This is a genomic window from Micromonospora sp. M61, assembly GCF_018070245.1.
Classification (GTDB): domain Bacteria; phylum Actinomycetota; class Actinomycetes; order Mycobacteriales; family Micromonosporaceae; genus Micromonospora; species Micromonospora zamorensis.
The window spans coordinates 1-18,660 of record NZ_JAGPYA010000091.1; the positions used below are offsets into that span (position 1 = coordinate 1).

Genomic DNA, 18,660 nt, shown 5'->3' on the forward strand with positions numbered 1-18,660 from the left:
CGTACGCCCGCCAACTCTCCGGGTCACCGCTGCGCCACTTCGGAGTGGGGTGGTGCGGGTGGCCGAAGACCAGTGACTGTTCGGAGTCGACGTACGCGTCGATGGCCGGTTCGCCGGTGGGCTCCGGGTTCTCGGTCGGCCGGTCGGCCAGCAGCCGGGCCACGGTGTCCCGGCTGGCCTGGACCTGCTCGACGAACTCGTCGTTGGCCAAGCCGGTGCGGGTGGTGAGTTCGGCCGCGACCAGGCTGGCGAGCCCGTCCGCGTCCAGGTCGACCCACCGTCCGTTGTCGGTACGCCGCTGCACCGGGCCGGTGTAGCGGTGCGCCCCGAGCGGCGAGTGTCGCGCGACACCGCAGCGCACCGTGACGCCGAGGTGCCGCAGCAGCAGATGCGCGGCACCGTCGACCACGCTCGGGCCGCCGTCCGGCGGGGTGAGTTCGCGGACCAGGCAACCGAAGACGGCGTGGGCGGTGGCCAGGTCGGCGAGCTGACCGGTGTCGGTGGCCGGGCGGGAGCGCAACTGGGCGCTCGTCATCGTGTCTCCCGGAGGTAGTTCGGGCCGGTACGCAGGTAGTACTTGTTGATGTCAGCGCAGCCCAGCCGCTGTTTGGGCAGCAGGGTGCCGGCGGTGAGCATCGCCTTGATGGGCAGGTGGCCGGCCCGTAGGACCCGGTCGGTGAAGGTTCGCGCCGCTGGCCCGTCACCCCACCGGTCGCGGGCGGCGGCGAGCCGGGGTGCCAGCGCCTCGGCGGGTGACGGCACGGGCAGCCCTCGGGCGGCAAGCGCGACCAGAGGTGCGGCGGCGGCCAGATGCAGGGTGATGGTGATGAACACGTCGGCCAGCTCGTGCGGGTCGCGCGCCCACATCCGGTCGTCGTCGAGGGTGAGCCCACCCGGGCCGCCGTGCCGCGGGTCGAGGCGGGCCCCGTCGTTGTCCTTGTAGAGCAGGCCGACAGTGCCGTCGGGGTGCACCAGCAGGTGGATGTTCTGCGGGTGCGCCTCCAGCGCGATCCCGTGGCGGAGCCAGAGGAAGACGTGCCAGTCGAGCAACAGGTCCAGATAGGACTCCAGCAGCGCCCCGGGCCGCTCGGGGCTGATCCGTTCGAGGACCGTTGCCGCGACCGGGTCGGGTGCGGCCAGGGCCGCGACCGGCACCACGTGGACGCCGGCCAGATCACCCGGGAATCGGCGCAGCAGGAAGCTGCGCCGCTCGTCGCCGCCGACGTGCGCCCAGGTGCTCTCGTCGACGTGCCGGATCCGCCCGGCGAAGGTTGGTTCGGCGTTGGCGATCCGGTCGAGCAGCGCGGCGACGGCCGCGCCGTCGGCGAGCGAGCCGGGGTGCAGCGTGCGCCGGTTGCGGGCGCCGAGGCTCGCGGTCGGCAGCGGCAGCTTGAGGTGCAGGTACGGGTGATCGTCGAGCGCCACCGTCCGCATGGAGAGGGTGGGCCGTACGGTGATCGCCAGCAGGTCCGTCACCGGTAACGCGTCGCGCTCGGCGGTGATCGGGTGCGCCGGCAGCAACAGGTGGTCCGGCCGCCGTGCGCGTGGCCACCAGGACGGGAGGTCGCCGGTGAGCTGGACGTCCTCGGCGGGGACGGTGTACCAGCGCAGCGCGAAACGGGGGGCGTGCTCCGGGGCGTACCGGAGAAGGTCGTCGTCTCCGAGACCGTGCCGGCACCGGTCGGTGGGGTAGACCGGGTGGCCGTGGTGGGCGGCGAGTACGTCGTCCAGGAGCGCCGCCGGCAGTCCCGTGGGGGTGCTGGCGCGTTCGGCGGCCACCTCGGCGAGCACCCGCGAGCGGTGTCGGGCCGCGAGCCGCCGGGCGCGCAGGTCGGCCCGACACTCGACGCCGAAGTCCCGCCAGCCGGCCTCGGCCTCGGCGTTGCCCTGCGGGGTGAGCAACCTGAGCAGGCCTTCCAGCGTGTCCGTGCAGTGGGTGTCGCCGCCGCCGTCGAGCAGCAGCACCATCGGTGCGGCGCTGCGCAGGGCCTGCTGGAACCCGTCCGCCCGGACCGGGATCCGCAGCAGGCCGGCGGGGTGCGGTGCCTGCCACCAGTCCGGCCCGTCCGGTCGGCCGGTGCTGAGCAGACCGAGGTGATCCTCGCGCAGCAGGGCGTCGAGGACCCGGGTGAACACCTCCCGCTCGCAGTCGTCGCTCACTCGACGATGGTCCACTGGAGGTCGCTGCGGAAGGCGGTCAGCGACCGCCGGACCGCGCCCTCGTCGGGGCCGATCCCGTGCAGCACGGCGAGGTAGTCGCGGTTCGTGCCGGTGTGCTCGGCGGTGCGCCCCACCTCGCGCAGCGGATGGCAGCCCAGCCGGACATCATCGTGGACGGTGTCCAGTCGGCCCGGCGCGGCGACCAGGCGGCCGGAACGATCCGCGCAGACGTACTCGACCTGGGCGTACCGGTCGACCGTGGCGGGCAGGTCGAGGGCGGCCAGGGGCTCGCCGAGGTGCAGCCGGATGACGTGTTCGAACAGCGGCACACCGAGCAGCTCGGAGAGGATCAGGTCCATCCGGTCGCCGATGAGCCGGTAGTTCACCTCGATCAGCCGGACCCTGCCGTCGGCGATGACGTACTCGGTGTGGCAGGCGCCGAAGCCGACCCCGAGCGCGGCGAGCCGCGCCCGAAGCTGGGTGGTCTCCGGCTCCGCCGGAGGCGACCAGGCGAGGCTCTCCTCGGTGAAGGTCGGTGGCGGCCCGAGGCCGGTGCGCCAGCCGCCGAGGGAGGCCAGCGCCGTGCCATCGCCGAGGGTCTCGAAGGTCCACAGCTCGCCGGGGAGGTACTCCTCCACCACCAGGGCCACGTCCGGCCGACGGCCACGGATCTCGGCGATCCGGGCGACCAGCTCGGCGTGGTCGGCCACCAGGTACGCGTCCTCGCTGGCCACCCCCTCGCGGGGTTTGACCACGGCTGGGAACATCCCGTCCGGCACCTGCGGTGCGGCACCGGGATCGACGGTGACGGTGCGTACCAGATCGAGGCCCGCAGCCGCGATCACCCGGCGGGCCGCGGCCTTGTCCTTGCAGAGACGGGCGGCGTCGGGATCCTTGCCGGGCAGACCGAGCTTCCGTGCGGCGATCGCGGTGGCCTCCTGAAGGTGGTCGCTGTTGGACAGTAGCGCCACCGGTCGGGTCGGTGCCGTCGCCGCGACCACAGCGGCCGCGTCCCGGACCGCGCAGCGCGCCACCGGCACGCCCGCCGGCCACTCCGCCGGCCGGTCGGTCAACACGGTGACCGACAGCCCGAGCGACGCCGCCGCGGGGAGGAACCCCTCCAGCACGGCGTCGGTGGGGTTGAGCGCGGTCAGGTACAGCCGCATACCGCCTCCGTCGACTACGACGATGTCGTGATTAGGGTAGCCTACCCTTATTGGGCGATTTTGGGGCGGTCTGCCCGGTAGAGCAGCCCAGCGGCGACCAGCCCACCGATCAGCACCGCGGCAGAGCCCGCCAACTGTCCCGTCTCCAGCGCCGAGGCGAAGGCGACAGTGACGGCCTCCCGCTCGGCTCCGTCGCGGGCGGCGGCCAGGGCGGCGGGAAACGATCCGGCGCCGGCCAGGGCCGCCGGCAGCAGGGCGGCGAACCGGGCGTTCAGCACCGCACCCAGCACCGCGATGCCGAGGCTGCTGCCGACCTCGGTCATGGTGCCGTCGACACCCGCGCCCGCGCCGGCCTTCTGCGCCGGGATGGCGCTCATCACGGCCTCGACGATGGCCGGGTTGGCCAACGCGCACCCGACACCCATCACGAGCAGCCCGGCCAGCAGCACCCCGTACCCGTCGGACGGGAAGAGGGTGATCAGCGCGAGACCGCCCGCGAGCAGCGTCATACCGATGGCGATGGCGGCGGCGAGGCCGAGCCGACGGATCACGACCGCGACCGCACCGCTGACGTTGAGCAGCACAATGGACAGCGCGAAGGGCGCCATCCGGAGACCGGCTTCCCAGGCGGGATAGCCGCGGACGAACTGCAGATGCTGGGTGAGCAGGAACAACGCGCCGGTGGCGCCGAACGTGATCAGCACGACCCCGGAGATCGCGCCCACGAACCGCCGGTCCTGGAAGAAGTGCATGTCCAGCATGGGGTGCGGGATCCGCCGCTCCCAGCGGACGAAGAAACCGAGCAGGAGTACGCCGACAGCCGCCGCCCCGAGCACCTCAGCCGACGTCCACCCGTGCTCCGGCCCGGAGATGATCGCCCAGACGACCGCGGTCAGGCCGGCGGTGGAGAGCGCCGCGCCGACCACGTCCAGGCGGCCGCCGGCCGGGTCACGGGACTCGGGTATCAGCGCACGAGCGACGAACAGGCAGACCAGCACGATGGGCACGTTGACCAGGAAGACGGCGCCCCACGGCAGATGCGCGAGGATCGTGCCGCCGATCGGTGGCCCGACGGCGAAGCCCAGCGCGCTGGTGGCCGCCCAGATGCCGATCGCTCGGGACCGCTCGGTGGCGTCGAAGACCTGCATCGCGACCGCGAGCGTCGAGGTGATCAGCAACGCGCCACCGACACCCATGCCGGCCCGGGCCGCGATCAGTTGCCCGCTGGTGCTGGAGAGCCCGGCGGCCAGCGAGCCGAGACCGAACAGGGCGAGCCCGGTGAGCAGCATCCGACGACGCCCGTACCGGTCGGCGGCGCTGCCGGCGGTCAGCAGCAACCCGGACAGCACCAACGCGTACGCGTTGATCATCCATTGCACGTCGGCGGTGCTGGCGCCCAGCTCGGTGGTGAGCACCGGCACCGCCACGGTCAGCACTGTGTTGTCCAGCACCACCACGAGCTGCGCGACGCAGAGCACGGCCAGGATCAGCCACCGCTGCGGCAGTCGCGCCGAGGCCGTGGTGCCGCCGGCCGGCTCGGTGGTGTCGCTGGCCGGCTGAACTGTGGTCACGCCACGGCCTTCACGCCATCCACCGTCGGGTGCTCCGCCGTCGAGCCGACGGGACCGGGCCTGCGGGGGAATCGCCGCTGGTGGGCGAGGCCGAGGACGACACCCGCGGCCACCAGCACGATGGCCGCGATCGCGACCGGCGGGTAGCCGACCCCGGCGGCGGTCGCGAGACCGATGGACGAGGCCACGAACGAGCAGACCAGGCCGAACGACGACAGGACGGTGAAGTCGGTGCCACCGGTGTCGGGGCGCGAATAGTCCATGTTGACGGTGTAGAGCACCACGTTGGCGATGGTGTAGGCCACCATGAAGCAGCAGAGCGCGGCGACCGTCCCGCCCAGTGGGGCGCGACCGTTCATCAACGGCAGCAGCAGCAACGTCGACACCGTGAGTGCCACGCCGCCGACCACGAGCACGCCGCCGCGCCCGAACCGGCCGACGCCGAGCCCGGCGACCAGGCCCGCCACGATGGCCGGGACGCTGGTCACCACTCCGGTGACGACGCCGATGCGGCCCAACGACCACCCAGCGTCGACCAGGGCCGGCGTCACCAGTGCGTACGCCATCCCCGCCCCGACGTAGACCAGCGGCACCACGCCGAACGTCCACCACCGGCAGCCCGGCTGGCCGAACACCGACAGCAGCGCCCGGTACGCCGTGCCGATCTTGGCCACCCGGTCGGTACGTGGAGGTTCCCGGAACCGCCACACGACCACCAGTCCGACCGCCGTCATCGCGGCCAGCAGACCGATCGCCGCCGCCCAGCCGAACTGGTCGTAGACCAGGACGCACGCGCCGCCGCCGAGCAGGTTGCCGAGGTAACTCGCGGCGACCTGGATCCCGTTACCGGTCCCCCGGCTCGACTCGGCGAGCATCCGGACCGCCACGGCGTCCACGGCGATGTCCTGCGTGGCGGAGAAGAAGACGTACGCGGCGCAGATCGCGACGATCGGGCCGAGCGCGTCGGCCGGGTCGGTGAACGGCAGCAGCGCCAGCAGAGCGAGCACCAGGGCGGTCTGGAGCACGAGCAACCAGGATCGGTAGTGGCCGCGGTGCCGCGAGCCGTACCGGTCGAGGATCGGCGCCCAGAGGAACTTGATGGGCCAGATCAGGCCGACGATCTGCAACAGGGCCAGCGTGTCCAGCGAGGTGCCGCCGTCGCGCAGGATGGCGGTCAGCCCGACGGTGATGAAGCCGACGCCGAGGTACTGCGTGACGTACAGCGCGGTCAGGGTACCGAGCCGACCCTTCATGCGGCTTTCCAGTAGCCGAGGGAGGTCACCCGGTCCTTGTCGACACCCAGCGTTCGTCGGATGTGTCGGGTGATGCCACGGGTGGTGGCCGCCTCGCAGGCCACCCAGTAGTGCCCCGCGCCGCTGGTCGGCAGGGCCGCGCAGACCGTGTTGACGAGGTGTTGACCGTCGTCGCGCCGAGGCACCCAGGTGACGTCGTGGTGTGCCCGGGCCCGCAAAGCGAGAGCCTTCTCGCCCTCGTGGGCGTACTCCAGCCACACCGTCGCCGGGATGTCGGCGCTGGCGTCGAGCAGGCTGTTCACCGCGGGCAGGGAGGCCGCGTCGCCGACGAGGTAGAGGTGCTCGGGCGCCGGGTCGGGCAGGTCGAAGGCGCTGCCCTGGACGGTCGCGCTGATGGTGTCGCCGACCTGGGCGGTGGTGGCCCAGCGAGCGGCGCAGCCGTCGTGGATGGCGAATTCGAGGGTGAACCGGCCGGTGGAAGGGTCGGGGTCCACCAGGGTGTACGCGCGCTGGTGTGCCCGGCCGTCGTTGTCGAACCACAGCCGGATCCACATCGTGGGGTGCACCCCGCACGCCTCCAGCAGGCCGCCGCCGTCCAGGAGGAGCCGCTGATAGTGGCCGTCGATCGACTCGGTGCCCAGCACGGTCAACCGAAAGTCCCGGCCTCCCATGGCCTTGAGGACCAGGGCCTCCCAGTTCCGTTTCACGCACCCCTCCAGGTAAGGTCATCCTTGGTTAGGGGAGGTTAACCTAAGTCGCGCCCCGGATGGAACAGAGGACAGCGCCCGATGACGTACCTGGAGAAGATCGCCGGTCTCGGTGAGTTGTCATTGGTGACCGTCGACCCCGACCGGCACGCCGCCCTCCTGCACAGCTGGGTCACCCAACCTCGAAACTCGTTCTGGGGCATGGGTTCGCACAGCCTGGAACAGGTATGCGAGATCTACGCCTTCGTGGACAGTCTGCCGACGCACCACGCGTACCTGATCATGGTCGACGCGGAGCCGGTCGGCCTCTTCCAGACCTACCAGCCCGAGGCGGACCCGGTCGGTGAGCGCTACCGCGTGCAGCCCGGTGACATCGGGATGCACCTGCTGCTCAGTCCCGACCGGCGCCTCGCCCGCGGCCTCACCAACGTCGTCGGCCCGGCCCTCGCCCGCTTCCTGTTCCGCGACCCGGCCGCCCAGCGGATCGTGGTCGAGCCGGACATCCGCAACCACCTCGCGCTGCGCCGACTGGAGATCGAGGGGTTCACCTTCGATTCGGAGATCGACATGCCGGACAAGCGGGCCCAGCTGGCGTTCCTGACGCGCGACCGGTTCGACGCGAATCACCCGACCCCGGCCTGAGCAGCGGCGCCGCGACGTCGGTAGGTCTTCTGCCCGGCATGCTCAGTCGGCCTGCGGGGATCCGGTCGCGCCGGGCCGACCGTCCAGTGCGCTCAACTCGGCGGCCCGGGCCTGCTGGATCCGGCCGGCGAGCGCCTTCAGCTCCGGGCTGCCCCCGGCGGTCTGCTCTCCCCGGCACAGCACCACGGTCTGCGCGAGGTGCGCCCGCACCAATGCGGCGGCCCGGGACGGCACCTCGGTGTCGGGGGCGGCGCGCAGCTCGGCGAGGCTGGAGTCGGTGACCATGCCGGGCATCTGGTGCCCCTCGTGGATGTTCTGCTCCGCGACGTTGCCCGCGGCCAGCAGCCCGCGCAGGTCCCGCAACTCGGCCTGGTGAGCAGCCCGGAGGTCGTTGAGCACTGCCCGCAGCGACGGGTCCGCCCCCGCCGACCGGCTGTCGACGTGGTCGATCAGCGCGAGCGCACCCTCGTTCATCGGGATGAGCAGTTGGATGAAGGCGTCATCGGTGCTGTTGAGCACCACCGACGCGGTCGGCGCGGGACCGGTCGGCGGGGATGCCATCGACGGGGATGCCGTCTGGTCGGCGCGGCCCCAACCCTGACTGAGCACGACCGCCACCGTCGTCACGACCAGTGTCGCGACGACGCCGACGATCCGCCCGGCGCGGCCACGGAACGCCGGGCGTCTGGTCGTGGTCGGCTGCTGGTCCACCGGCGCGTCGCCGCTCAACGGGCGGCCTGGAACGCGCGACCGACCACTGTCGCCTCGGTGCCGTTGCTGAACAACCCGGACCGGTCCTTGTCCGTGGCGGGCAGGCCGAACCACGCGTACCGCTGCACATAGGACAGTTGGCCGAGCATGGTGGTGGCCGCGGTGAGGAAGGCCGCCTGCTGCTCCTGACCGGGGAACTGTGCGCCGCCGCTGTCGAAGCGGATCAGTGCGAACTCGGTCAGCCAGATCGGTTTCCGGTACCGCTGGTGGACGGCCTGAAGATACCGCCGGAGCTGGTCGACCGCGGTGCTGGTCGTGAAGTCGGCGCCGAACCAGTGCAGGGTGATGAAGTCGACGCGGTGGCCGCGGGCCTGGGCGCCAGTCATGAACCTGTCCAGCCAACCCTGCGGATCCGGCCCGCCCCAGGCGACCGCCGGGCTGCCCAGCCTGCTGCCCGTCGCCATCAGTTGCGGCCACAGGTCCAGCGCCTGCTCGACGGTCATGTTCGCCTGCTCGGGCATGTCCGGCTCGTTGAAGGTGAGCAGATCGGGCCCCGCCGCCCTGGCCCGGGCCAGCTCCGTGGCGGTGACGTTCTCCGCACTGCGGATCATGGGCACGAACGTCACACCGCGCGGCGTGCTGATTCCCGGGTGCTGGGTGCCCCAGGTGTAGTACCAGCCGGCCTTCGAGTTCGCCAACGCCTGACTGGCTCCGGCGAAGTTCCACACTCCGACGCCCTTGCGGGCGGAGCTGACCGCCGGGACGACCGGAGCCTTCGACGCGGGGCGTGCGCTCGGTGACGGTGCGACGCTCGGGCTGGCCACGGCGGTGGGCGCGGCGGGCGGCGGTGCAGCCCACGAGGGCGCTGGTGGGTCCTCCGGCAGGATCACCACCGCCATGGTGATGGCGAGAACTGCCGCTGCGACCCCGACGGCGAGGGACGGGACCAGGCCACGGGGGCGGTTCACCGCGAGGTCGACGATGCTCGGGCCACCGCCGCCGTCGGAGGGCACACCGCCGGGCGGGGTCGTCCCGGCGGTGTGCCCGGCCGTCGGGCCCGGGGGGTGATACCCGACGGCCTGCGCGGCAGCCGGGGGTGCGGCCGCGCTCGGAAAGTGGGCGCTCAGGCCCGCCGGCAACGGCAGCATCGGCAGACCGGCAAGGAGCCGGTCGATCGGTAGGAGTGTGGAGCCCAGTCGCCCACAGAACGCGCAGTCGCGGACGTGTCGGGCCAGCCTCTTGCGCCACAGCGGGCTGGGAGTGCCGTCCCACTCGCCGCTCACGGCGCGCAGGTCCGGGCAACCGGGGCGGGCGCCGAGCGCGCGTACGACGCCCCGGGCGCTCTGGATCTGCTCCTTCATCCGGTGGATCCGCACGGCGACGTGCCCGGGTGACAGCCCCAGCGCGTCGGCGACCTCGGCGCGGGTGATCTCGCCGGTCTCCTCCAGCCACCACAGCGACAGCAGCTCCTGGTCGTCCGGGTCGAGCCAGCGGGTCGCCTCGGCGACCTCGCGTCGCTGGTCGGTGAGGCCAAGCCGGAGGATGGTCATCCCCGCGAAGTCGGAGGCCGGGTCGGGCACGTTGTGGATCGCGTCGAGCCCCGCGTCGCGGTTGAGCGCGAGCCGTCGGCGCTGTTCCCAGTCACGCACCTGACGGATGGCGATCGCCACCAGCCACGAGCGGTACGCCGCCGGGTCGTTGAGCGCGGGCAGGTACCGGATCACCCGTACCAACGTCTCCTGGACCACGTCGTCGACGTCGGCGTGACCGCGCAGCGCACGCCCGACGATGTTGTAGACCAGCGGGAGCGAGGCCGCGACGACGTCATCGAGGGCGCGCTGGTCGCCCTGTCGGGCCGCGACGACCAACCCGGCATCGGGTAGTGCTCGACCGGCTGACGACATGGGTGTCACTCCTTGTGTGCTCGTCCGCGCGGCACCCGCGCTGCGCGTTGACCGCCCTCAGGATCGGAGACTGGCAGCACCGGGCCGGATTACAGAATTCTCGGCTGCTGGCGGTGCGGATGCGATCCCGGGGCCTCGGTGGCGCATGAGGGGTGCCGAGGGCGGGTATGGTGCGGGGTGTCGGTGTCGCCGGGCGTTCGCCCGTGCACGAGGCACCTGATCGGGCGCCAGTGTGAGCGCCGCAAGTCACGAGGTCGCACGGCGAGAGCCGGGGCCCGGACGCACTCCTCAATGGAAGACAGGAATCCTGCATGACATCGAACGACAACCTTCGACCGGCCCTGTTCCTCGCCACGTCGAACTCCGACGTGCTCGACGGGTCGATGGCGACCGTCGACGGCAGCGAGGAGGCCATGCTGCGGCTGCGCCATCCGTTCGCGGTGAAGCCGGCCCAGCAGGCCCCGATCGCCGGCGACGAGCCGGACCCGCAGGGCTGATCGGGGCCGTTCTCACCCGTTTCGAGCACCATCCACCTGCGCCGGCTCGTACTTTCGGCTAGTAAACATTCAGTATTTCGGGTAGTGTCCGGGCCATCAAGTGAACGACATGACGCGGCGGCGAGGCCCGTGCTCGTGGCCTTGCGACAGCGCACCTTCGCCCGTACGTGCGCCCCGGCGTCAGCCGGTTCGGAGACCCCTTCCGGTCGACTCGATCGACGGGCAGTGCGGGAAGGACCACTCCCATGGCCATCATCGTCGACACCGCGACCAGCACCAGCATCGACCAGCGGTGCACTGAGCAGAGCCCGGAAGACCTCCTGGCCGCCCTGGCGGCGACGCCGGCCGACGACTCTCGCCGCCCAGCCCTGCGCGACCGCACCATCGAGGCGTGGCTGCCGCTCGCCCGGCACCTGGCCCGCCGCTACGGCGGTCGCGGCGCGCCGGACGACGACCTGGTCCAGATCGCCTCGGTCGGTCTGATCAAGGCCGTGGACAACTTCGACCACAGTCGAGGCGTCGACTTCGCCGGGTACGCCATCCCCACCATCATCGGCGAGATCAAGCGCTACTTCCGGGACCGCACCTGGGCGATCCGGGTGCCCCGCCGCCTCCAGGAGCTACGCCTGTCGATCAGCGCGGCCAACAGCGTCCTGACCCAGACCCTCGGTCGTTCGCCGACCGTGGCCGACATCGCGTCCTACCTTGACGTGACCGAGGAGATCGTGCTGGAAGGGCTGGAGGGCGCACGCGCCTACCGGGCCACGTCGCTGTCCACTCCGATCGGTGGCGAGGGCAGCCGGGAGCTCGGCGACACCCTCGGCGGCGACGACCACGAGTTCGACGTCGTGGAGATCAGGGTCGCCCTCGGCCCGGCCCTCGCCACGCTGCCGGAGCGCGAGCGCGAGATCCTGAGCCTGCGCTTCCACGGCAACCTGACCCAGTCCCAGATCGCCGACCGGGTCGGTGTCTCGCAGATGCACGTCTCCCGGCTGATCAACCGGTCGTTGGCCACGCTGCGTCGCCACCTCTCCGGCGACAACTCGTTCTGACCGTCGGCGTCGTCGACCGCTCAGAGTTGGACGACGTGACCCACCCGCGGCGGCGTACGACCCGCGAGGACGTCGGCCCAGGCCCGTTGCAGGGCCTCCGGCCCGACACCCACCTGAACGTCGAGCCACCCGCTGACCACTGCGGTGAAACGCTGCCAGGCCTCGGTGAACCGTTGGTCGAGCCCTTCGCGGCCCCAGTCCTGGCCGCGCTTGCGCATCTGGACCGGCGCGAAGAACACCTCCTCCGCGGCGGCGGCGTTCGGTGTCTGGTTGGTGAGCCCGACCGCGATGTCCCGGACGAGCCGGTCGCCGAGGTGCTGGCGCAGGGCGGCACGGGTCGAGGGCGCGCCGGACAGGTCGAGGTAGACGGTCGGGACCACGTCGAGGGCGCTGATGTCGTCGTACGGGACGACCTCGTCGTAGCAGCCGAGTGACCGGGTGAAGGCCAGGTTGCCGGGTGAGGTGAGCCCGACCAGGCGCGGTCCGCGACCGCGCAGCTCGAACGCGGCGGCGTACGCGGTCTTGCTCGACGCCGATGACACCAGCAGCGCCTCGGCACCGTAGAAGCCGTTGTCGACGACCTGGTCGGCCAGCATGAACGAGGTGAAGAACAGGGGCCGGAACAGGATCAGCAGGTCCTCCTGGTCGGCCTGGTACGCCGGGTCGTCGGTGGTCGACCGGTACGCGTTGTACGGCGACGGCAACTCGGCCCGGTGCGGGCTCGCGTCGCGGAACCCGGACGCGTCCACCCGGTCCGGCCGCACCACGAGGTGCCCCGCGGGAGGCAGGTAGCCATAGACCCGTTGCCCCACCTCGACACCGGCAACCGTCGAGGCGACCACCTCGGCGAAACCCCAGAGTGGCGGGAGGCCCCACTGCGGCCCGAGCCCACGGGCCGCCGGCGGAAAGAACTCCCAGTAGCGCATCGCGTCGCCGAGCACCGCGTAGGTCACGTTGTTGGCGGTGAGGCCGACGCGGTCCACCCGCAGCAGCGCCTCACCATCGGCCACCTCGGGCGTGGCGCCATCGACGAGCGTGCTCTGCCCGAGGTCGTCACGTGCGACGGCGAAGGTCCATGAGTCAGCCATGAGGTGACGCTAGACAGCGCCACAACCGGAGACAAGTGCACTGCGAGTGCAAAATCCCACTGCTGCGGTCAGTGGCGGTTCGCCGCGAGGTCACGGAGGTGCGCGAGCGGCAGGTGCGGCGGCCGCCACTCCACGAAGAGCGCCGTCGCGTCGTCCTGAAGCTGGTCGTCCTGGTAGCCGACGACGGCGCGTACCAGGCGACGCATCGTCTCCGGGCTGGGCAACCCGTCGTTGAGGGCCCGGTTGACGAAGTCAACCAGCCGGTCCAGCCCGAAGTGCTCACCGTCGGCGCTGCGCGCATCGGTGATGCCGTCGGTGTAGGCGAGGATCCGGTCGCCCGGGTGCAGATCCTCGACGTGCACCTCCGGGCGGCGTGGCGTCAGATGACCCAGGCCGAGCGGCAACGCGGTCGGCCCTGGCAGCTCACGGATGGCCTTGCCGTCGCGCAGCAACATCGCACCGGGATGACCCGCGTTGATCGCGCTCAGCCGGCCGGTCCGGCGGTCCAGTTCGAGGAGCAGCCCGGTCGCGAAGAAGTTCGGGTGCTCGGATCGCACCCACCGGTCGATGCTGATCGCCGTGTCGACCAGGTCGAGGCCACACCGGCGGGCGTTGCGGTACGCGCTGACGACCAGCGAGGCCAGGGTGCTCGCCTTGATGCCGTGCCCGCAGGTGTCGAAGAGCCCGACGCTGAGCACGTCGTCGTTGAGCGCGTAGTCGAAGATGTCGCCGCCGACGTCGTAGCACGGTTCGAGGATGGCGGTGATCACCAGATCGTCGGTGGCGAAGGTCAACGGTGGCAGCAGACCCCACACGATCTCGGCCGCGACCTGCATCGGGAGCCGGCGACGCATCCGCTCGACCACGTCGCCGTAGAGCCGGCGGTTGACCAGGATCTGGGCGATGGTGATCGCCACCTCCCAGGCCGGCCCGTCCATCGCCTCGTCGGCGGCCGTCGGCACAACGATCTCCAGCACGCCCATCCGCTCGCACCCGAGCAGCAGCGGCACCCAGACCCGGTCCGGGTTGTCGGGCGCGCGCTGGATGGTGAGGTTGGTGAAGGCCCGGCCGGCGAGGGTCGTCTCGATCGGCAGTTCGTCCCGGTCGAGGCCCGCGCCGAGCAGAGGCACGAGCAGGGACTGCGTGTAGTCGGCCAGATAGAGCACCATCTCGCTGGCGTCGAGGGCGGGAGCCGCCTCGACGATCAGCTGAGACAGCTCGTCCGGCCCGCCACGGGGCGCGTTGAGCTGAAGCCAGCGCACCACCTCGCCGACGTCGCCCACGCTCCACCTCCCCCGAGTCCTCCCCCGACCGCGGGAGCACGTAGTGCCAGCGTGAGGCTACCCTGCCCCACCCAGTTCATCAGTCGCGGTCACCGGCGGTGGGGCCTGCACCATGGCGCTGAGCAGCGCGGGCACCGACACGGTGGCGAAACCAACCCGGGCGTCACTTGCCCCGTACGGCACCCACAGCTCACCGTCGTGCACGAGTGCCCCACAGGAGTAGACGACGTTGGGAACGTACCCGTCCCGGTCGTTCTCGTCGGGTGCCAGGAGCACGCCGGGCAGGTGCGCGACGACCCGCTCCGGTCTGTGCAGGTCGAGCAGGAGCGCGCCGATCGCGTACCGGCGCATCGGCCCGACCCCGTGGGTGAGGACGAGCCAACCCGCGTCGGTCTCGATGGGAGACCCGCAGTTGCCGACCTGGATCAGCTCCCAACTCTCGCCCGGGGCGTGCAACGGGGCCGGAGCCTGCCAGCGGTTGTCGCTGTCCAGAGTGGTCAGACCGATGGTCTCGCCGTCGGCACGGCACAACGCCAGGTGCCGGCCGCCGACGGTACGCGGAAACAGCGCGATCCCCTTGTTCCGGGCACCCGGCCCGCGCATCGGGGTCATCTCGAAGCGACGCAGGTCACTGCTGACCAGCGCACGGGTGGCGATGCTCCGGCCGTCGTAGGCGGTGTAGGTGGCCCGGTACACCGGCCCGGACTCGTCGACGAACCGGACGAACCGCGCGTCCTCCATGCCGTTGCTCTCTGCCGGGGTGGCCGGCCAGAGCACCCGTTGGTGCAGGGCCGTGTCGGTGGGAAAGGCCGTGGCGTAGCTGCCGGCGTTGGTGCGACGCAGTTGTTCGAGGGTGCCCAAGCCGGTGCTGCGAGAGAGCAGATCGGGTGGCAGGTTGGCGAGCACCCGCTCGAAGGTGGCCTCGTCGTAAAACTCGGGCAGGGCGTCGAGCACCGTGGCGGCGACCTCGTTGTCGCAGTCCTCCTCGGCCAGGCCGGCGACGAGCAGGTCCCGACGGTGCTGTACGCCCACCCGCTGCCCGACGGCCAACGGGCCGGACCGGTCGGCGACCGTGAGCTGCCGCCCTGGTCCGATGACCGCGGTGGCGAACCCGATGGAGGACACGTGCCCCTCCCCGACCTGGCGCAGGCTGACGGCGACGCGAAGTTGCCCGGTGCCGAGTTCGGTCTGGTCCGGGTGGGCCACCATCGACGGGTTGCAGAGGGCGGCGGCCTCGACGGCGTACTCGTGGCTGAAGTAGGCGCCGACCAGCAGCCGGCTGGTCGGCGAGAGGTCCCGGGCCCGCGCGGCCCGGTGCCGGACCAGGTCGTAGTGGTGGTGGAACGTGCCGGCCAGGTCGCGGTGCCGGGCGCCGAAGCGGTCGAAGGTGTCCCGCAGCAGCCGGCCGGTCTCCTCGTCGCCGAGGCGCGCGACCCGGTCGATGAGTGCCCGCGCGCGGGTGCGTACCACCGCGGCGTCCTCACCCGGGACGAAGAGCTTGATGATGACCCGGCGTGGGTCCGGGGTGAGGGTGACGTCCTGACGGACGGCCAGGCTCCGGGTCACGACCACCGCCGGGCGTGCTGCAGGGTGGAGATGAGCGCGAGGGTGGACTCGGCGCCCTGGTTGAGGTTGGGCCCGTGCGCGGTCAGCCCGTCGTAGCCACCGCCGGTCGCCGGATCCCACATCGGGGTGCCGAGGTCGTTGTCACCGAGGAACCACCCGACCGACTGTCGCACGCCGGCGTCCCACCCGGGGTCCCCGGTGACAGTGGCAGCGGTGGCGCAGGCGTCCGCGAAGGCGGCGACCTCGATCGGCTGCTGGTCGTGGTGCAGTCGTACGGCGCCGCGCCGCCACCCCCCTGCGGGTACGACCGACAACCGCCCGTCGCGGAGCTGGGTCTGGTGCAGCCAGGTCAACATCCGCAGGCCGTCGTAGAGAGGTGGACCACCCTCGCGAAGCTGGCTGGCGGCGATGACCACCTCTGCGAGGGCCGCGTTCGCGTAGGTCAGCTCCTGCCGTGGCCACGGCCACCGCGGGTCGGACCCGGCCGGGCCGACAGTGCTGGCCGCGTCCGCGAGCAGGGATGCCGCGGCGACGTGACCCGGGTGACGGCGGAGCACCTCGGCCGCGCCCAGACCGGCGAACGCCATCGCGTGCGGTGCCTTGGCGCGCCGGGTGGCACCCCGGCTGAACGCCACCAGCGCCTCCTCCCGTACCCAGGGCGCGGGGCTGCGGGCGACGGCGGTGCCCAGGCCCCACAGCGCCCGACCCCACCAGTCGCCGAGCCCTGGTTCGTCGGCCCAGCGCCGGTCGTGCCCGAGTCGGTTGTGGAACGCGCCGTCGGTGTCCTGCGCGTGGGTCAGGAACGCCAGGTAGCGCTCCGCGAGCCGGAGCAGCTCGTCGCTCGGCTCCGGCTCGCGGCTGACGACCACCAGGCCGCGAGCCACGTCGTCGGTGCAGTAGCCGTGCTCGCGGCGGACGATGGCGTGCCGGGCATGCTCGAACAGACCGGTGTCGTCACTCAGCCGAGCCAGGTGCGCGAAGCTCGGCGCGGGCGGCGTCACCCAGCGCTCACCCGTCGCGGTCCGGGGGTGTCCGGTGGTCGCCGTCACGCCGGCACGGGGCTAACGGTGGGCGAGCGGGCGGCCAGGAGCTCTTCGGCGAGGGTGCCGTAGCGGGCTGCCACCGCCGGCCAGCGCAGGTCCGCGGCCAGCGGGCGGACCCGCCCGGCCAACCGGGCGGCCAGGCCCGGCTCGGTCAGGACCCGCCGGATCGCCTTGGCCAGCGCCGCCGGGTTCTGATGGGGTACGACCAGACCGGGCCCACCGGTCAGCAGCTCGACGGCGTGCGGGAACGCCGTCGCCACGACGGGCACCCCGGCGGCCACCGCTTCGATGAGGACGCCGGAGGTGACCTGTTCGCGGGAGTCGTAGGGCAGGACGACCACGTCGGCGGAGCGGATCAGCCGACCCAGTGCCTCCTGGTCGTGGTAGATGTCCTGATAGTCGACGGCGTGCGCGACACCCAACTGGGCGCCGAGCTGGTGCAGCCCGGCCCGGTACGCCTCACCGTGGTGCTCGATCACCTTCGGGTGGGTCCGTCCGGCGACCGTGTAGGTCGGAGTCGGTTCCAGATCCTGCAACCGCGCGAGGGCCCGCAACGACCACTCGATGCCCTTGCCCGGGCCGATCAGTCCCCAGGTCAGCAGGTGCGGGCGGGCACGCCGGTCGACGGGCACACCGGCAAGCTCGGCGGCGCCGTGCGGGATGACCGTCACCTTGCCCGCTGGCACTGCGTACCCGACGAGCAGCCGGTCCCGGGCAGTGTCGGTCATCGTGACGACCGCCCCGGCGGTGGCCACGATCTGCTCCAGCAGGGATTTCTGCCGGGCGGAGGGCTGGCTGAGGACGGTGTGCAGGACCACGATGCTCGGCACGCTGAGGCGCCGCAGCAACGGCAGGACCTCCTCGCCGTCGGTGCCGGGGTAGATGCCGTACTCGTGCTGGACGATCGCCACGTCGTACGCGTTGAGGGCCGCCGCCGCGTCCCGCCAGCCGGCCGGGTCCCGCGCCGACCAGGTGTGCACGACCCCTGGGGTGGGCCGTTGGTCGTCGCCGTGATCGGTGACCCGGACGATGCCGCCGTGGGTGCCGTCGGCGGTGAGCTGGGCGGCGAGGGCGGCGTTGAACGTGGCCAGGCCGCACCGGGTCGGTGGGTGGGTGCTGAGGAAGCCGTAGCTGGGCATGAACGTCGTGCCTTCCGGTTGTCGGCCCACCACAGGAGTACGCGGTGAGCCTCACGCGGGAACGGCGCACGCCGGTCAGCGTGTGTGACCGGCGGAACGAAGAAGTGTGCGGCTCAGTCAGTTACGAACGAGCTGGTCGTAGACCGCGAGATAGTCGGTGACCATCCGGTCGGCGCTGAAGCGCTTCAAAGCCTGCGCCCGACATTCCGCCCGGTCGAGGTCGGCGGCCCGGGTGATCGCCTCGACGGCCTGGTCGACGGTGTGGACGAGGAGGCCCGTCACCCCTTCGTCGACCACCTCGGGCATGGATCCCCGTCGATAGGCGACGACCGGGGTGCCGCAGACCATCGATTCCACGACCGACAGCCCGAACGGCTCGTCGAAGGCGATCGGGTGCAGCAGCGCGGTGCTCTCGCCCAGCACCTCGGCACGCCGTTGCGGGCCCACCGACCCGAGGAAGACGACCTGGTCACCGTCGATGTGCGGTGCCACCTCTTCGGCGAAGTACCGCTCGTCCTGCACGATCCCGCAGATGGTCAGCGGCCGGCCGGCGCGGCGGGCGATCTCGATAGCGGTGTGGGTGCCCTTGTCCGGGTGGATCCGGCCGAAGGCGGCCAGCCCGGGGCCGGCCTTGTCGGTGAACGGCAGACCGCCGACGTCGACGCCGTGGTAGACCGTGGCAACGTAGTCGAGCTCCGGTGCCCGGTCGGCGTCGGAGATCGACACGTACGACGATCGGGCTCGGCCGTAGGCGGGCAGGATCCCCGCGCCGGAGAAGCCGTGCACCGTGGTCAGCAGCGGTGCCCGGCAGTGTTCCGCGAAGGCCAGCGGCAGCCAGTCCAGGTGGCTGTGCACCACGTCGAACTGCGCCGAGCGGG

At 71.9% G+C, this 18,660-nt stretch carries 16 protein-coding genes and 1 pseudogene; 3 read left to right on the forward strand and 14 right to left on the reverse strand.

Going from position 1 to position 18,660, the window contains the following annotated elements; all coding sequences use genetic code 11:
* The 6 genes and pseudogenes from KBX34_RS31085 to KBX34_RS31110 all read right to left on the reverse strand — a co-directional run.
* Positions 1 to 535 (reverse strand): annotated as a pseudogene (locus KBX34_RS31085) (IucA/IucC family siderophore biosynthesis protein); the annotation flags it as partial.
* Positions 532 to 2,160: an IucA/IucC family protein gene (locus KBX34_RS31090; protein ID WP_210928577.1), complete on the reverse strand. Its 1,629-nt coding sequence runs from the start codon at positions 2,158 to 2,160 to the stop codon at positions 532 to 534. The gene KBX34_RS31090 and the pseudogene KBX34_RS31085, both read right to left, overlap by 4 nt.
* Positions 2,157 to 3,326, reverse strand: coding sequence for an acetyl-CoA carboxylase biotin carboxylase subunit family protein (locus tag KBX34_RS31095; protein WP_210928579.1), 1,170 nt, complete (start codon positions 3,324 to 3,326; stop codon positions 2,157 to 2,159). The genes KBX34_RS31090 and KBX34_RS31095 overlap by 4 nt, the downstream gene beginning before the upstream one ends.
* A 47-nt stretch (positions 3,327 to 3,373) precedes the next feature.
* Positions 3,374 to 4,897 (reverse strand): MFS transporter, encoded by a 1,524-nt coding sequence (locus KBX34_RS31100; protein ID WP_210928580.1) that lies wholly within the window; start codon positions 4,895 to 4,897, stop codon positions 3,374 to 3,376.
* Positions 4,894 to 6,150 carry an MFS transporter gene (locus KBX34_RS31105; RefSeq protein WP_210928582.1) on the reverse strand — a complete coding sequence of 419 codons (1,257 nt, stop codon included), beginning with the start codon at positions 6,148 to 6,150 and terminating at the stop codon, positions 4,894 to 4,896. Before KBX34_RS31105 ends, KBX34_RS31100 begins: the two co-directional genes overlap by 4 nt.
* Positions 6,147 to 6,857, reverse strand: coding sequence for a siderophore-interacting protein (locus KBX34_RS31110; RefSeq protein ID WP_210928584.1), 711 nt, complete (start codon positions 6,855 to 6,857; stop codon positions 6,147 to 6,149). Before KBX34_RS31110 ends, KBX34_RS31105 begins: the two co-directional genes overlap by 4 nt.
* Positions 6,858 to 6,938: 81 nt before the next feature.
* Here KBX34_RS31110 and KBX34_RS31115 point away from each other — a divergent pair, with 81 nt between their 5' ends.
* Positions 6,939 to 7,499, forward strand: a complete 561-nt coding sequence (locus KBX34_RS31115; RefSeq protein WP_210928585.1) for a GNAT family N-acetyltransferase — start codon at positions 6,939 to 6,941, stop codon at positions 7,497 to 7,499.
* A gap of 42 nt (positions 7,500 to 7,541) precedes the next feature.
* On the opposite strand, the gene KBX34_RS31120 is transcribed toward KBX34_RS31115, so the two are convergent.
* Both KBX34_RS31120 and KBX34_RS31125 read right to left on the reverse strand, forming a co-directional pair.
* Positions 7,542 to 8,210 carry a DUF305 domain-containing protein gene (locus tag KBX34_RS31120; protein ID WP_210928587.1) on the reverse strand — a complete coding sequence of 223 codons (669 nt, stop codon included), beginning with the start codon at positions 8,208 to 8,210 and terminating at the stop codon, positions 7,542 to 7,544.
* Positions 8,211 to 8,224: 14 nt separating this feature from the next.
* On the reverse strand, positions 8,225 to 10,114 hold the full coding sequence (locus KBX34_RS31125) for a sigma-70 family RNA polymerase sigma factor (protein ID WP_210928589.1): 1,890 nt from the start codon (positions 10,112 to 10,114) through the stop codon (positions 8,225 to 8,227).
* 311 nt (positions 10,115 to 10,425) lie between these two features.
* Here KBX34_RS31125 and KBX34_RS31130 point away from each other — a divergent pair, with 311 nt between their 5' ends.
* On the forward strand, positions 10,426 to 10,611 hold the full coding sequence (locus KBX34_RS31130; protein WP_210928590.1) for a hypothetical protein: 186 nt from the start codon (positions 10,426 to 10,428) through the stop codon (positions 10,609 to 10,611).
* A gap of 245 nt (positions 10,612 to 10,856) precedes the next feature.
* Complete coding sequence (locus KBX34_RS31135; protein ID WP_210792430.1) at positions 10,857 to 11,663, forward strand: RNA polymerase sigma factor SigF; 807 nt, start codon at positions 10,857 to 10,859, stop codon at positions 11,661 to 11,663.
* A gap of 20 nt (positions 11,664 to 11,683) precedes the next feature.
* Here KBX34_RS31135 and KBX34_RS31140 read toward each other — a convergent pair whose 3' ends face one another.
* The 6 genes from KBX34_RS31140 to KBX34_RS31165 all read right to left on the reverse strand — a co-directional run.
* Positions 11,684 to 12,751, reverse strand: coding sequence for a DUF2855 family protein (locus KBX34_RS31140; RefSeq protein WP_210928592.1), 1,068 nt, complete (start codon positions 12,749 to 12,751; stop codon positions 11,684 to 11,686).
* A gap of 68 nt (positions 12,752 to 12,819) precedes the next feature.
* Positions 12,820 to 14,034 carry a PP2C family protein-serine/threonine phosphatase gene (locus KBX34_RS34340; protein ID WP_307871536.1) on the reverse strand — a complete coding sequence of 405 codons (1,215 nt, stop codon included), beginning with the start codon at positions 14,032 to 14,034 and terminating at the stop codon, positions 12,820 to 12,822.
* 57 nt (positions 14,035 to 14,091) lie between these two features.
* The gene (locus KBX34_RS31150) at positions 14,092 to 15,600 is read right to left on the reverse strand and encodes a glycoside hydrolase family 130 protein (RefSeq protein ID WP_210928594.1); all 1,509 of its coding nucleotides are present in this window, start codon (positions 15,598 to 15,600) and stop codon (positions 14,092 to 14,094) included.
* The gene (locus KBX34_RS31155; protein ID WP_307871537.1) at positions 15,597 to 16,649 is read right to left on the reverse strand and encodes a glycosyltransferase; all 1,053 of its coding nucleotides are present in this window, start codon (positions 16,647 to 16,649) and stop codon (positions 15,597 to 15,599) included. The genes KBX34_RS31150 and KBX34_RS31155 overlap by 4 nt, the downstream gene beginning before the upstream one ends.
* Positions 16,646 to 17,782 (reverse strand): glycosyltransferase, encoded by a 1,137-nt coding sequence (locus KBX34_RS31160; RefSeq protein ID WP_210928595.1) that lies wholly within the window; start codon positions 17,780 to 17,782, stop codon positions 16,646 to 16,648. Before KBX34_RS31160 ends, KBX34_RS31155 begins: the two co-directional genes overlap by 4 nt.
* Before the next feature lie 117 nt (positions 17,783 to 17,899).
* Positions 17,900 to 18,660: glycosyltransferase family 4 protein (locus tag KBX34_RS31165; protein ID WP_210928597.1), on the reverse strand; the 761-nt coding region annotated here is incomplete at its 5' end.

Bases quoted from the DNA above. Each gene is read 5' to 3' on its own strand.
- KBX34_RS31095 (WP_210928579.1), bottom strand. From the start codon at position 3,326: ATGCGGCTGTACCTGACCGCGCTCAACCCCACCGACGCCGTGCTGGAG.
- KBX34_RS31105 (WP_210928582.1), bottom strand. From the start codon at position 6,150: ATGAAGGGTCGGCTCGGTACCCTGACCGCGCTGTACGTCACGCAGTAC.
- KBX34_RS31115 (WP_210928585.1), top strand. From the start codon at position 6,939: ATGACGTACCTGGAGAAGATCGCCGGTCTCGGTGAGTTGTCATTGGTG.
- KBX34_RS31125 (WP_210928589.1), bottom strand. From the start codon at position 10,114: ATGTCGTCAGCCGGTCGAGCACTACCCGATGCCGGGTTGGTCGTCGCG.
- KBX34_RS31130 (WP_210928590.1), top strand. From the start codon at position 10,426: ATGACATCGAACGACAACCTTCGACCGGCCCTGTTCCTCGCCACGTCG.
- KBX34_RS31135 (WP_210792430.1), top strand. From the start codon at position 10,857: ATGGCCATCATCGTCGACACCGCGACCAGCACCAGCATCGACCAGCGG.
- KBX34_RS31140 (WP_210928592.1), bottom strand. From the start codon at position 12,751: ATGGCTGACTCATGGACCTTCGCCGTCGCACGTGACGACCTCGGGCAG.
- KBX34_RS31160 (WP_210928595.1), bottom strand. From the start codon at position 17,782: ATGCCCAGCTACGGCTTCCTCAGCACCCACCCACCGACCCGGTGCGGC.